The 13,994-nt window shown below is 65.6% G+C and carries 15 protein-coding genes; 6 read left to right on the top strand and 9 right to left on the bottom strand.

The window, feature by feature from the left end:
• Positions 1-89 precede the first annotated feature (89 nt).
• Genes KXD98_RS22500 through KXD98_RS22475 form a run of 6 tightly spaced genes read right to left on the bottom strand, consistent with a single transcriptional unit; the run spans position 90 to position 4,867 of the window.
• The gene (locus KXD98_RS22500) at positions 90-638 is read right to left on the bottom strand and encodes a nuclear transport factor 2 family protein (RefSeq protein ID WP_260760525.1); all 549 of its coding nucleotides are present in this window, start codon (positions 636-638) and stop codon (positions 90-92) included.
• 1 nt (position 639) lies between these two features.
• Entirely contained in the window at positions 640-846 is a 207-nt protein-coding gene (locus tag KXD98_RS22495) for a ferredoxin (RefSeq protein WP_260760524.1), read from the bottom strand.
• A 14-nt stretch (positions 847-860) separates the two neighbouring features.
• Complete coding sequence (locus KXD98_RS22490; RefSeq protein WP_260760523.1) at positions 861-2,219, bottom strand: cytochrome P450; 1,359 nt, start codon at positions 2,217-2,219, stop codon at positions 861-863.
• A complete protein-coding gene (locus tag KXD98_RS22485) occupies positions 2,216-3,040 on the bottom strand; it encodes an SDR family oxidoreductase (protein WP_260760522.1) in 825 nt (274 codons plus the stop codon). The genes KXD98_RS22490 and KXD98_RS22485 overlap by 4 nt, the downstream gene beginning before the upstream one ends.
• Entirely contained in the window at positions 3,040-4,245 is a 1,206-nt protein-coding gene (locus tag KXD98_RS22480; protein WP_260760521.1) for a cytochrome P450, read from the bottom strand. The genes KXD98_RS22485 and KXD98_RS22480 overlap by 1 nt, the downstream gene beginning before the upstream one ends.
• Positions 4,246-4,270: 25 nt before the next feature.
• Entirely contained in the window at positions 4,271-4,867 is a 597-nt protein-coding gene (locus KXD98_RS22475; protein ID WP_260760519.1) for a TetR/AcrR family transcriptional regulator, read from the bottom strand.
• A 174-nt stretch (positions 4,868-5,041) separates the two neighbouring features.
• Between KXD98_RS22475 and KXD98_RS22470 the strand changes: the two genes are divergently transcribed.
• The 5 genes from KXD98_RS22470 to KXD98_RS22450 all read left to right on the top strand — a co-directional run bounded on the left by KXD98_RS22470 (position 5,042) and on the right by KXD98_RS22450 (position 9,883).
• A complete protein-coding gene (locus tag KXD98_RS22470; RefSeq protein WP_260760518.1) occupies positions 5,042-6,511 on the top strand; it encodes an aldehyde dehydrogenase in 1,470 nt (489 codons plus the stop codon).
• A gap of 85 nt (positions 6,512-6,596) precedes the next feature.
• On the top strand, positions 6,597-7,358 hold the full coding sequence (locus tag KXD98_RS22465) for an SDR family oxidoreductase (protein WP_260760517.1): 762 nt from the start codon (positions 6,597-6,599) through the stop codon (positions 7,356-7,358).
• Positions 7,355-8,218, top strand: a complete 864-nt coding sequence (locus KXD98_RS22460; protein ID WP_260760516.1) for an NAD(P)-dependent oxidoreductase — start codon at positions 7,355-7,357, stop codon at positions 8,216-8,218. Before KXD98_RS22465 ends, KXD98_RS22460 begins: the two co-directional genes overlap by 4 nt.
• Before the next feature lie 5 nt (positions 8,219-8,223).
• The gene (locus KXD98_RS22455; RefSeq protein WP_260760515.1) at positions 8,224-8,667 is read left to right on the top strand and encodes a carboxymuconolactone decarboxylase family protein; all 444 of its coding nucleotides are present in this window, start codon (positions 8,224-8,226) and stop codon (positions 8,665-8,667) included.
• Entirely contained in the window at positions 8,657-9,883 is a 1,227-nt protein-coding gene (locus KXD98_RS22450) for a hypothetical protein (protein ID WP_260760514.1), read from the top strand. The genes KXD98_RS22455 and KXD98_RS22450 overlap by 11 nt, the downstream gene beginning before the upstream one ends.
• Here KXD98_RS22450 and KXD98_RS22445 read toward each other — a convergent pair.
• Complete coding sequence (locus tag KXD98_RS22445) at positions 9,870-10,478, bottom strand: TetR/AcrR family transcriptional regulator (protein WP_260760513.1); 609 nt, start codon at positions 10,476-10,478, stop codon at positions 9,870-9,872. The two genes, KXD98_RS22450 and KXD98_RS22445, sit on opposite strands and share 14 nt — an antisense overlap.
• A gap of 9 nt (positions 10,479-10,487) precedes the next feature.
• Positions 10,488-11,720, bottom strand: coding sequence for a cytochrome P450 (locus tag KXD98_RS22440; protein ID WP_260760511.1), 1,233 nt, complete (start codon positions 11,718-11,720; stop codon positions 10,488-10,490).
• A gap of 105 nt (positions 11,721-11,825) precedes the next feature.
• On the opposite strand from KXD98_RS22440, the gene purD reads away from it, so the two are divergent.
• Positions 11,826-13,094, top strand: coding sequence for a phosphoribosylamine--glycine ligase (gene purD, locus KXD98_RS22435; protein WP_260760510.1), 1,269 nt, complete (start codon positions 11,826-11,828; stop codon positions 13,092-13,094).
• A gap of 9 nt (positions 13,095-13,103) precedes the next feature.
• Here purD and KXD98_RS22430 read toward each other — a convergent pair whose 3' ends face one another.
• A complete protein-coding gene (locus KXD98_RS22430; RefSeq protein ID WP_260760509.1) occupies positions 13,104-13,931 on the bottom strand; it encodes an alpha/beta hydrolase family protein in 828 nt (275 codons plus the stop codon).
• Positions 13,932-13,994 lie beyond the last annotated feature (63 nt).

The raw sequence follows: 13,994 nt of genomic DNA, 5'->3' as shown, positions 1-13,994 counted from the left end.
CCTGCTTTCGACTAGAGCCTCTAGTGACCAGACTAGAGGCTCTAGTTAGCCACATCACAGGGCCCCCAAGCAACTGCTTGGTGGTGTGCTCACCAGATCGGGACGGGCGCCTCACCCAGCGGGTAGTAGCCGGGCAGCTTCTCACCTGCCAGGGAGCGCTCGATGCGCTTCTGCATGGTGGGGGTGAGGTCGCCGGACTCGATCAGCTTCATGAACGCCTTCTGCACGTGCCCGAAGTCGAAGAAGTCACGCTGCCACTCGATGAGGAGCTGATCGTTGAGGCGGAACCAGCTGCCGCCGATGCCGTAGATCTCGTCGCGGGTGCCGTCACTCTTGTTGGCGATCTGCTTCCAGAAGCCGACGATCTCGTTCTGCTTCTCGTCGATCAGCACCTTCTGGTATTCGTAGACCCAATTCTCCAGGCCCTCCATCTCCAGACCGAGAGCGACGTCGCGGATTTCGCTCTTGTTGACGCACATGACGTCTTCCTTGGGGCCGATGTTCCAGCCGTAGGTCGCATCCTCGGTGTAGAACTCCGCCAACGGTTTCCAGTCGCCGGCCGCCTCGGCGTCCTGGTTGGCCTGGAGCCAGCGCTGGACCCAGTCCTCGAGTGCCTCGCGCTTGGAGGGTGAAGTCATATCATTCCTTTTCTGTGATGGACAGCGCCCGGGTCGGGCACATGTCGACGGCCAACTCGACGGCTTCGCGTAGCTCGTCAGGTGGCTCGGGATCGAGGATTTCGACCACGCCGCGCTTGGGCACCCGGAACACCTCGGGGGCCTCCAGTTCGCACATGGCGTGCCCCTGGCACAGGTCGTCGTCGAGTTCTACGCGGTAGCAGCCCATCTCGAGAAGCTCCGTCAGTCCTTGGCTCGCCTGCGATAGCGGACCTTCGCCGGGCGGGCCAGCTGCACGACCATCTTGGAATGGTCGTTGCGGTAACTTTCCGGCGGCTGGGCCATCTCGAACTCGTACTCGCGCAACAACACCGAGAAGATCGCCTTGATCTGCATCTGTGCGAATGCGGCACCCACGCAGCGATGCTTGCCGGCCCCGAACGGAATCCAGGTCCAGCGGTTGATCAGATCTTCTTGGCGCGGCTTCTCGTAGCGGTCCGGGTCGAACGCGTCGGGGTTCGGGAAGTCGTCGGGGATCCGGTTGGAGATGGCCGGGGACGCGGCCACCATCTGACCCTTGTGGATCGGATGTCCGGCGACCTCGAACTCGTCCTGCGCCACCCGCATCAGGATGATCAGCGGCGGATGCAGGCGCAGTGTCTCCTTCAGTGCGTTGTCCAGATTCTTGATCTGGCGCAGCGCATGGAAACTCACCTCCTGACCGTCGGCGTAGAGGTCGTCGAGCTCCTGCTGAACCTTGGCGTAGAAATCAGGATGGCGGAGCAGCTCGATCAACGTCCACGACGAGGTGCCCGAACTGGTGTGGTGACCGGCGAACATCAGCGAGATGAACATGCCGGTGACTTCGTTGGCGGAGAACCGCGGGTTGCCGTCCTCGTCCTTGATCGACACCAGCACGTCGAGCAGGTCGCGGTCGCTCTTGTCCTTGGGCGGGTGGGCGATTCGGCCGTGCATGACCTCCTGCACCAACTCGACCAGGCTGGCCCGGGCTTCATCGCGGATGCGGAAGCTCTCGATCGGCAGGTACGGGTCGACGTAGCAGAGCGGGTCGGTGCCGCGCTCGAGGAGGTGATAGTAGTTGGCGAAACGGGAGTCCAGCTGGTTGCGGAACTTCAGTCCGATCAGGCAGGCCGTCGAGGTGTAGATCGTCAGCTCGGCGAAGAACTCCAGCAGGTCGATCTCACCTTCGTCGCCCCAGTCGGCGATCATCTTGCGGACCTCGGCCTCGATGGTGGCGGCATGGCCCTTCATCTGCTCACCGCGCAGCGCGGTGTTGTGCAGCATCTCTGCGCGGCGCTCGGGGTCGGCGTCGAACACCACACCTTCACCGAAGATCGGGGTCATGAACGGGTAGGCCTCGGCCTGGTTGAGCTCGCTGTCGGAGGACCGGAAGAAGAACTCGTTGGCTTCCGCGCCGGAGAGCAGCACCACCTGTTTTCCGGCCAGTTGGAACCAGCCGACATCCCCGCATTCCTCGCGGATCCGCTGCATCAGGCCGATCGGATCGGTGCGGAACTCCTCGAGGTGACCGTGTTCCTCTTCGCCGCCGGAAACCCGCTGTACTTGCTTGGTGGCCGTCATGACTTGAGCGCCTCCTCATCGACTTTCAGTTTCTGACGGTCCTTGACCTCTGCCAGCGGAGCCTCGGGCTGGAGCTCCATGGTGGCGATGAAACCGCCACGCGGGGTTTCGGCGACGAAGGTGATGGCACGGGCCAGATCCGCGGCGCGCAGGAAGTAGTCGTGGCGGGCCTGGCCCCATTTGGCCCAGTCCTCCAGAGCCGGACCGATGAGCTCGGCGGGCAGGCTCCAGCCCATCGAGGTCTTGGTCGGTCCGGGATGGACGATCGAGGCGCGCACCCCGGTGCCTTCGAGCTCCATCTGATAATTGGTGACCATCGCGACCAGGCCCGCCTTGGCGGCCCCGTAGGCGCCCATGTGCGGTCGTTGGCGCAGCGCCACGTCGGATCCCACGAAGATGAGGTCACCTCGGCGGCGCTCCAGCATGCCGGGCAGCACCGCGGTGGCCACCCGGTTGGCGCCCACCAGGTGGATCTGGATCTGGGACTCGAACTGTTCGGTGCTGATCTCGGCGAGCTTGCCGAAGTACGTGTCGCCGGCGCCGGCCACCAGGACCTCGATGTCGCCGAGCTGCGAGGTGGTTTGTTCGACGCAGGCTTTCACCGAGTCCGGGTCGGTGACGTCGAGGTGCACCGCGATCGCCTCACCGCCGTCTGCGCGGATCTTGTCCACGGTCTCCTGACACTTCTCCACCCTTCGCGCGCCGAGCGCGACCGGGAAGCCGCGCCCGGCCAACTCGATCGCGGTGGCCTCACCGATACCGGATGAGGCGCCGGCGACCAGCGCGGGTCGCCGCTCGGGCAGCGGATCAAAACGAGGCATCAGCGAAACTCCACAGTGATCGGAAGGTGAGCGAACCCACGGACATTGCTGGAATGGACACGGACGGCGTTGGCCTCGTCCACCTCGTATCCGCGGATTCGCTTGAACAACTCGGTCAGCGCCACCCGTGCCTCCATGCGCGCCAGGTGCGCGCCCAGGCAGAAGTGTGCGCCGCTGCCGAAACTCATGAGCTTGGAACCGATCTCGCGGCCGATCAGGTAGCGGTCGGGATCGGTGAAGGCGCGCTCGTCACGGTGTGCCGATCCCGGAAGCAGCAGCACCACATCGCCTTCGGGGATCCTGGTGTCGTAGAGGGACAGCTCGCCCGAGACCGTGCGCGCCAGAATCTGGCTGGAGGTGTCGTAGCGCAGTGTCTCCTCGACCCACAGTGACACCCGGTCGAGATCAGCGTAGACCCCGGTGAGCTGATCAGGGTTGCGATGACCCCAAAAAGCGGCATTGGCAAGGAGTTTGGTGGTGGTCTCGTTTCCGGCGATCACCATCAGGAACATGAAGCCGATGATCTCTTCGTCGGTGAGCCGATCGCCGTCGATCTCGGCCTCCAGCAGAGCCGACGTCAGGTCATCGGTGAGCTTCTTGCGGCGCTCGGCGACCATCTCCTGGTAATAGACGAACAGATTGATCGATGCCTCGATCGCGGCGGCGGGAACGTCGGTGACGCCTTCCTCCCGGTGCATCACCGCATCCGCCCACGCTCGTACCTGCACCCGGTCGGCCTCAGGCACGCCCATCAGTTCGGAGATGACGTCCATCGGCAGCTTGCCGGCGAATTCGTCGACGTAGTCCACTGTCCCGTCACCGGCGCTCTCGAGCATGGTGTCGAGATGTTGGATCGCGATCTCGGTGACTCGTGGTTCCAGTTCGCGGATGCGGCGCGGGGTGAAACCCTTCGACACCAGGGTGCGCAGCCGCAGATGGTCAGGGTCGTCCATGGCGAGGAACGACATGGTTTTCGACGCGTGCGGACCGCGGGATGCCGGGTCGAGCGACACGCCGAACTTGTTGGACAGCGTGGTGCTGTTGCGGAAACCCTGCAGCACATCGGCGTGGCGGGACAGCGCCCAGAAGCCCAGCTCTTCGTTGCGGTACAACGGCGCGTGCTCGCGCAGCCGTTGGTAATACGGGTATGGATCCTCGTGGAAGTCGTAGTCGTAGGGATCCAAGGTCACTTCGCTGAGGGTCATTTCTTGTCTCCGACAAGGTGGGTCACTATCTGTCGTCTCCTACGATGAGGCCGACCACGTAGCTGAGGCGGTCGGCGATCTGGTGGTAGGTGAAGGCGCCGCTGCCGGCGTTGACCAATGCACCGAAGAACGTCATCTCCAGCGCCGCCAAGGTGCGGGGATCGGCGTCGGGGCCGACGGCAGCGCGGATGCGACGGTGGATCTCCCCGCCGATGCGATCCCGCACCGACCGCACGGCGGTGTCGCTGCCCGACAACAGCGCGGTCGTGCATGCGGCCGCCACTTCGGGCTCATCGGCCACCATCAGGGCCATGCTGCGCAGCGTCATCTCGACGCGGTTGACGGTGCTGTCGTTGACGTCGGTGTAGTACTCGACCTTCTGCATCAGATCCAGATAGATCTCGGCGATCAAGTGGTTCTTCGACGAGAAGTAGGTGTAGGCCGTCGCCGGGGCGACCTTCGCGCGTGCAGCCACGGCGCGCACGGTCAGGTCGGCATACGAGGACTCCCGCAGCATCTCCAGCCCCGCGGCCAGGACCTTGCGGAAGGTCTCTTCCTGCCTGCGGTTGCGGGGTGCCTGGCGCGTCGGATCTGTGATCGCCGCGACAGCTTCACTGGACACATGTCCAACGTATCCGACGCGGGCGGGCGTCGGCAAGTTCATCCATGAAATTGCTCTTCAGAATGGCTGATTCGGGCTTTCTACTCCGAGCGTCCTTGCCTGCGTCAGGCCTCGCGGGCTATGGTTCCAGGGAATCCAGTCAGACAGCTGTCCAGAACCAGAACAGGAGGTCGGATGGCAATCCTGGCCGATCGCGAGAGCAAGCTGTACATCGACGGCAAGCTCGTCGCCGGCAGTGCGGGCGCCTTCCCCACCATCAACCCCGCCACCGAGGAGACCCTCGGCGTCGCCGCTGACGCCGATACGGCGGATATGGGCTCGGCGATCGAGGCAGCGCGCCGCGCCTTCGACGAGACCGACTGGTCGACTGATACTGCGTTGCGGGTGCGCTGCATCCGTCAACTGCAACAGGCGATGCGTGACCACGTCGAAGAGTTGCGGGAACTGACCATGGCCGAGGTCGGTGCGCCGCGGATGCTCACCTCAGCCGCTCAACTCGAAGGCCCTGTCGAGGATCTGACCTTCTGCGCCGACACCGCAGAGTCCTACCCGTGGACGACCGACCTCGGTGTCGCCTCGCCGATGGGTATCAAGACCCAGCGCCGGATAGCGCGGGAAGCCGTCGGCGTCGTCGGGGCCATCACCCCGTGGAACTTCCCGCACCAGATCAACCTTGCCAAGATCGGGCCGGCGCTGGCAGCTGGAAACACGTTGGTGCTCAAGCCTGCTCCCGACACCCCGTGGGTGGCTGCGGTACTCGGTGAGCTGGCTGCTGAGCACACCGACATTCCGGCCGGGGTGCTCAACATCGTGACCTCCAGTGACCACAGCGTGGGTGCGCTGTTGTCGAAAGACCCTCGGGTGGACATGGTCTCGTTCACCGGTTCGACGGCCACCGGCCGCGCGGTGATGTCCGACGCATCCGCCACGCTGAAGAAGGTCTTCCTGGAACTGGGCGGCAAGTCGGCGTTCCTGGTACTCGATGACGCTGACCTGGCGGGGGCGTGTTCGATGGCCGGCTTCACGGTGTCGATGCACGCCGGACAGGGTTGCGCGATCACCACCCGGTTGGTGGTGCCGCGGGATCGCTACGACGAAGCCGTCGACGCCGCCGCCACCACAATGGCCGGGCTCAAGCCTGGTGACCCCACCGACGCGGGCACAATCTGCGGGCCGCTGATCTCGGCGCGCCAGCGTGACCGCGTGCAGGGCTACCTCGACTCCGCGCTCGCCGAGGGCGGCCGCTTCGCCTGCGGTGGTGGACGGCCTGCCGGCCGAGACACCGGGTTCTTCATCGAGCCGACGGTGATTGCCGGACTTGACAATTCGGCCAAGGTCTCGCGCGAAGAAATCTTCGGACCGGTGCTGACCGTGATCGCCCATGATGGGGACGACGACGCCGTGCGCATCGCCAACGACTCGCCCTACGGCTTGTCAGGAACCGTGTTCTCGCCCGACCTCGATCGCGCGAACGCGGTGGCAGCCCGGTTGCGGGTCGGCACCGTCAACGTCAACGGCGGCGTCTGGTACTCGGCGGACATGCCGTTCGGGGGATACAAGCAGTCCGGCATCGGCCGCGAGATGGGGCTGGCCGGTTTCGAGGAGTACCTCGAGATCAAGGCCATCGCGACGGCAGCACAGTGAGCACCCCGCCCAACGTTGGGTCGTGTCACGCCCGCACACGAAAAGCGTGCGAAAACTCAACACTGAGCGGTGAGAGAGGATAGTCATGGGGCTTTATGGAGATCAGTTCAAGGACAAGGTGGCCATCGTCACCGGCGCCGGCGGAGGGATCGGCCAGGCATACGCCGAGGCGCTGGCGCGCGAGGGTGCAGCCGTCGTCGTCGCCGACATCAACACCGACGGCGCGCAGAAGGTCGCCGACGGAATCAAGGGCGAGGGCGGCAACGCGCTGGCAGTCCGGGTGGATGTCAGTGATCCCGACTCCGCCAAAGAGATGGCCGCGCAGACTCTCTCGGAGTTCGGTGGCATCGACTACCTGGTCAACAATGCGGCGATCTTCGGCGGGATGAAGCTGGACTTCCTGATCACCGTCGACTGGGACTACTACAAGAAGTTCATGAGCGTGAACCTCGACGGCGCGTTGGTGTGCACCCGGGCCGTGTACCGGAAGATGGCCAAGCGGGGCGGCGGCGCGATCGTCAACCAGTCTTCGACCGCTGCATGGCTGTACTCCAACTTCTACGGTTTGGCCAAGGTCGGGATCAACGGCCTGACCCAGCAGTTGGCCACCGAGCTGGGCGGGCAGAACATCCGGGTCAACGCGATCGCTCCGGGGCCCATCGACACCGAGGCCAACCGCACCACGACTCCGCAGGAGATGGTGGCCGACATCGTCAAGGGAATTCCGCTCTCGCGGATGGGCGAACCCGAGGATCTGGTCGGCATGCTGCTGTTCCTGCTCTCCGATCAGGCCAAGTGGATCACCGGTCAGATCTTCAATGTCGACGGCGGACAGATCATCAGATGAGTGAGGCAATCAAGCTCGGCTACATCGGCCTGGGAAACCAGGGAAAGCCGATGGCCAGGAGGCTGGTCGACTGGCCAGGTGGACTCATCGTCTTCGACGTGCGTCCGGAGACCACCCACTCGTTCGCTGAACGTGGCGTCACGGTCGCGGGCTCGGTCGCCGACGTTGCGCAAGCCGATGTCATCAGCATCACCGTGCTCACCGACCAGCAGGTGCGCGATGTCGTCGCAGAGCTCGCCGACGACGCGAAGCCCGGCACCGTCATCGCCATCCATTCGACCATCGAGCCGAACACGGCCGCGGAGTTGGCCGAGGCGTTGCGGCCGAGAGGAATCCATATCATCGACGCCCCGGTCAGCGGTGGGGCCGGCGCCGGTAAGAGCGGTCAGCTGGCGGTGATGGTCGGGGCCGACGACGAGGCCTTCGCAACGGTGGAACCGGTATTCGCACAATGGGCCTCACTGGTGGTGCGCGCCGGCGGACCCGGCGCGGGCACCCGGATGAAGCTGGCGCGCAACATGCTGACCTACATCGGCTTCGCCGCGGCGTGTGAGGCTCAGAAACTGGCGGAGGCGACCGGGATCGATCTGCAGGATCTGGGCAAGGTCGTGCGGCACAGTGACGCGCAGAGTGGTGGCCCGGGCGCGATCATGTACCGCGACGACACCGAGCCACTGGCGCCTGAGCACTTCCTGCACGACATGTTCGTCCACACCCGCGGCCTGGCCGAGAAGGACCTGAAGCTTGCCCTCGGCCTGGGTGCGGCCACCGGCGTCGAACTGCCACTGGCCGAGATAGCACTGCGTGATCTGGCAGCCGGTCTCGGTGTGCCCCACACCTCTTCGAGCAGCAAGGAGTAGTCGCGATGGATGACGTGCGCCGCAAGGGCCTGGAGAAGATGAACGAGGTTTACGGATGGGAAATGCCCGATATCCAGGGCGACCCGTACTTCGACCTGACCGTCGAGCATCTGTTCGGGACGATTTGGACGCGGCCCGGACTGTCCATGCGCGACAAGCGCATGCTGACGCTGACCGCCGTGACGGCGGTGGGCAATTCGGACCTGGCCGAGATCCAGGTCAACGCCGCGCTGGCCAACGGTGAGCTCACCGTCGAAGAGCTCAAGGAGATGGCCGTCTTCCTCACCCACTATCTGGGGTTCCCGTTGGGGTCCAAGCTCGACGGAGCCGTCTCCAAGGTGGCCAAGCAGCGTAAGAAGGCGGCAGAGAAGGGCGGCGGGGAGGACAAGCGCGCCAACGTCAACGCCGCAGTGCGGATGCACTCCGGGGGCGCTGTCCATGATGAGTAGGTACGCGGCACTGCCCCGCGAACAGCTCGCCACCCTCGTCCCCGAGTTGTTGCTGATCGGTCAGCTCATCGACCGCTCCGGAATGGCCTGGTGCATCTCCCATTTCGGACGTGAGGAGATGTTGCAGATCGCGATCGAGGAGTGGGCCGGCTCCAGCCCGCTCTACACCAAACGGATGCAGAAGGCGCTGAACTACGAAGGTGTGGACGTCGTCACCATCTTCAAGGGTCTGCAGCTCGATATCGGTGCACCGCCGCAGTTCATGGACTTCCGCTACACCGTGCATGATCGCTGGCACGGCGAGTTTCATCTGGATCACTGCGGCGCGCTGCTCGACGTCGAACCGATGGGCGAGGACTACGTCCGCGGCATGTGTCACGACATCGAGGATCCGACCTTCGATGCGACCGCGCTGGCGACCAATCGACGGTGCCAGGTCCGACCCGTGCACCGGCCGCCCCGCACACCCGCAGACCGTCATCCGCACTGCCGATGGACAGTCGTCATCGACGACTCCTACCCTGAGGTGGACTTCATCCCGCAACTGGACGTGGTGGGAGCCAGCCGCGCATATCACACCGAGCTGGAACCGATCGACCCGAATGACGAAGGCATGGCCGACTATTCGGGTCCCTTGCTGTCGGACGTCGATTTCGGTGCATTCTCGCATTCAGCCCTGGTGCGGATCGCCGACGAGGTCTGCCTGCAGATGCATCTGCTGGTGTTGTCGTTCAACCTGGCGGTGCGGGCACGGGCCAAAGACGACGTCGGGCTGGCTGACTTGATCCGCACCAAGCAACTGATCGGCATCGCCGGGGTGGCGGCCGAACGGATCCACAAGGCCCTCGGCCTGTCGGACGGGCCGGCGTCAGCGTTGCGTGTGCTCGAGTTGCACCCGCTGCTGAACCCGGCAGCCTATGTGCACGCCAGCATCGACCCCGGCTACGTCCATGTCCGGCGCTCCCCGGCACACGAGGACGGCGCCTGGGTCTCGCTCATCTCCCCGGTTGCCGACCTGCCACTGCAGGCAATCGTGGCGGCGGTGAACCCGCGTCTGCGTGCCGAAGTGTCGGGCACCGAGACGGACTGGACGGTGCGGGTGGTCGAAACAGACACGCCCGCCGAGGAATTGCCGGAAGTCTCGGTGACGAAGGTCAGCGGCGGGGCATCGTGGGAGTTCCAGAACCGGACATCGCTGCCGCTCACCGTCCTGTGACGTCGGAGGGGCGCAGCGCAGCGCCTACCCAGCGACGCAGGTAGTTGCGTAGCTGGTCACCGCTGCGGGGTGGCCGGCCCGGGTCGAGGACGAAGGACTGGATGATGCGCAACAGGTGCTCGGCCAGCTCGTCGAGTTGTTCGTCATGCACGCCGGCCGCGGCCCAGTCGACATCGAGGCGCTCGACCATCGTGCGGCCGAACCGAAGTGCCACATCGGACGTGACCGATTCGACGTGGCGGGTACGGCCCGGAACCACGAGCAGACCCATGTACTTCTCCCGCGGCAGCCATTCCAGCGCGGTCGCGACGGCTTCGGCGACCGCGTCGACCGGGTCATGGATGCCGCGCAGGTGGGCAGCCAGCCGGTCCAGGAACCCGTCCACCGCATGCACGGCGGCCGCGACCAGAAGAGCCTCGGTACTGGGGAAATAGCGGTAGACGGTCTGGCGGGTGACACCCACGGTGCGTGCCACATCGGAGATGCTGAAGTCGGCGCCGTGATCCTCGATGGCTTTCCCCGCCGCGGCGAGTATGCGCGCCATGGCTTCCTCGTCGGAGGCCGGCTTGGCCCCTGACCAACCATGAGTGCGCACGAAGGCACTCTAGTGGTAGGCGACCTGCAGGTCTTTCACCCCGTTGATCCAACCCGACCGCAACCGCTGCGGTTCGGCGAGCTTGCTGATATCGGGAATCTGGTCGGCGATCTCGTTGAACATCAGCTTGATCTCCATGCGCGCGAGGTTGGCGCCGATACAGAAGTGCGCGCCGTTGCCGCCGAATGCCAGGTGCGGGTTCGGGTCACGCGCAATGTCGAACTCGAACGGACGGTCGAACACGTCTTCGTCGAAGTTCGCCGAGCTGTAGAACAGGCCGGCGCGCTGGCCCTGGCGGATCGTCACTCCGCCGATCTCGACATCGTCGAGCGCGGTGCGCTGGAAGCAGTGCACCGGGGTGGCCCACCGGATGATCTCGTCGACTGCGGTATCCGGGCGTTCGCGCTTGAAAAGCTCCCACTGCTCCGGATTTTCGAAGAATGCGTTCATGCCGTGCGTCATGGCGTTGCGGGTGGTTTCGTTGCCCGCCACCGCAAGCAGGATCACGAAAAAGGCGAACTCGACCTCGCCGAGTGAGTCCCCGTCGACATCTGCCTCGATCAGGCGGGTGACGATGTCCTCGGCGGGGCAGCGGCGCCGCTCCTCGGCCATCGAATAGGCGTAGCCCATCAGCTCGGCGTTGGCCATCGTCGGATCGGAGTCGAAATCCGGGTCGTCGGTGTTCATGATGCAGTTCGTCCAGTGGAACAACTTCGCCCTGTCCGCTTCGGGCACCCCGATCAGGTCGGCGATGGCTTGCAGCGGCAGCATCGTCGCGACGTCGTCGACGAAGTTCCCGGAGTCCTTTTCGGCCGCCGCGGCGACGATGTCGCGGGCGGCGCCGGCGAGCTTGTTCTCCATACCGGCGATGGCGCGCGGGGTGAACAACCGCGACACGATCTTGCGCAACCGGGTGTGCTCCGGAGCGTCGTGGTTGATCAGGAGGGCCTTGGTCAGATCCAGTTGTTCGGCGGTGACTCCGTCGGGCAGGCGCATCACCGCCCCTTTGGCGTTGGTCGACCACAGCGCGTTGTTGCGCGAGATGGCCTTGATGTCGGCGTGCCGGGAGATCACCCAGTAGCCGCCGTCGTCGAAGATCGATTCGCCCTGCGCGTTCCACCAGACCGGTGCGGTCTTGCGCAGCTGGGCGAATTCGGCAACAGGAATGCCCTGGAGCAGCACGTCGGGATCGGTGAAGTCATAGCCCTGGGGGAGAAATGGGCAGCCCTGGGTCGTCGTCATGGGTTCCTCCGCGGTGTGACGTATAACACTGACCTTGACCATACACTGTTAGCGCTGGGTGTATGGTCAAGGCCGCGGTCGGGGTAGCGATTAGGGTGTTCATCTGTGCACGTCCTGGTAATCGGATCCGGAGCCCGTGAACATGCGCTGCTGCTGGCGTTGCGGCGCGACCCGCAGGTCGACGGCCTGTCGGTGGCGCCCGGCAACGCCGGGACCGCGGCTGTGGCCGACCAGTACGACGTCGACGTCACCTCCGGGGAGGAGGTGACGGCCCTGGCCCGGCGGGTCGGCGCCGACCTGGTGGTTGTCGGTCCGGAGGTGCCGCTGGTGTTGGGGGTGGCCGACGCGGTGCGTGACGCCGGCATCGCGTGCTTCGGTCCCACCCGCGACGCAGCTCGCATCGAGGGGTCCAAGGCATTCGCCAAAGATGTTATGACCAGTGCCGGTGTCCGCACCGCCACCAGCGAGATCGTGGACAACCCGGGACACCTCGACGCCGCGCTGGACCGGTTCGGACCCGCCGCCGGCCAACGCGCCTGGGTGGTCAAGGACGACGGACTGGCGGCCGGCAAGGGCGTCGTGGTCAGCGCCGACCGCGCCGCCGCCCGCTCACACGCCGCCGGGCTGCTCGAGGCGGGGCATCCGGTACTGCTCGAATCATTCCTCGACGGCCCCGAGGTGTCGCTGTTCTGTGTCGTCGACGGGCACACCGTGGTGCCCCTGTTGCCCGCGCAGGATTTCAAGCGGGTCGGTGACGGTGACACCGGTCCCAACACCGGTGGCATGGGTGCCTACACGCCGTTGCCATGGCTGCCTGACGAGATGACCCGTCGGATCGTTGACGAGGTCGTCAAACCCGTTGCGGCTGAACTGGTTCGACGCGATTGCCCGTTCCGCGGCCTGCTGTATGCAGGTTTGGCCATCACCGCGGACGGCCCGGCTGTCGTCGAGTTCAACTGCCGCTTCGGCGACCCCGAAACCCAAGCCGTGCTGGCGCTGCTGGACTCGCCGCTGGGACAGCTGATGCTGGCCGCGGCGACGGGTCGGTTGGACGATGTGCCGCCGCTGCAATGGCGGGACGGCTCGGCTGTCGCGGTGGTGCTCGCCGCCGAGAACTACCCCGGGCGACCCCGGGTCGGAGACGTCATCAGCGGCGCCGACCACGAGGGCGTATTGCACGCCGGAACTGCCCGGCGAGCCGACGGCGCGGTGGTGTCCTCCGGTGGCAGGGTGCTCTCGGTGGTGGGCACCGGCGCCGACCTGGCTGCTGCCCGTGCTGACGCCTACGCCACGATCAGCGCAATCCGCTTGCCCGGAGCGCACTTTCGCAGTGACATCGGGCTGGCCGCGGCCGAAGGACGAGTCTTTCTGTGAGCCGTTGCGCTATGCGGTCAACAGCGGAGCGATCCAGGCGAGTTCGGCCGTCAGCTGTCCCGACCAGTACGCAGCGTTGTGGCCACCGGGGGAGAACCCGCCGGCCGGCGCTGTTGCCAGCGATGCGATGAACTGCCTGGTGGCAGGAGCAAACGGGTCACCCTCACCGCAATCGATGCGCAGCGGTATGCGGTCCAGTTCGCCGAGCCCCCACACGCTGTTCGCGGCGTAGTCCTGGGCTCCGTCGAAGGCGCCGGGGGCGGCTGATCCCGGCGACGTCCACAGCGCCGGACTGACGGCGCAGATGGCCGCGGTGCGCGCCGCACCCAGTCGGGCGCCCAACAGCATGGCGCCATAGCCGCCCATCGACCAGCCCATGAACGCCACCCGCGAGGTGTCCAGACCCTGATCGGCCAGCAATGGCAGGAACTCGTCGAGCACCATCGTGGCGGGGTCGTCACCGGAGGCGCGGCCGTGCCAGTATCCGTTGCCGCCGTCGACCGCGGCCAGCGCCACCGGCGGCAGCCCTGCGGCGACCGCGTCGGCCAGAAACTGCTCGACACCCATCGACATCACCGTCGACGCGTCAGAGTCCTTCCCGTGCAGCAGGATCACCGGTCGCAACGGTCTGTCCTGACCGGGCGGCCGCGCGACGATCCACCGGGTGTTCACCCCGCCACGGGCTGCCGAGGAGAAGGTCCCCGACGACGATGTCGGCGCTGGTGTCGCGAACGCCGGCGGGGCGCTCACCGCGGTCATGGCTACTGCGCCCACCCCGACGCGGAGTCCGAGCGAAAACAATTCGCGGCGACGCAGCATCGGCATGGCGATCATCATGCCAGCCGGCCCCAGAAGGACCCTGGGAGCCCGTGGCGGAGGAATTGCCGAAAGCCCGATGCC

Origin of the sequence: Mycobacterium sp. SMC-4 (genome assembly GCF_025263265.1) — a bacterium.
Lineage (GTDB): Bacteria > Actinomycetota > Actinomycetes > Mycobacteriales > Mycobacteriaceae > Mycobacterium.
Note: the sequence above shows the minus strand (reverse complement) of the source record. Positions and strands in the feature narration are given on the sequence as shown.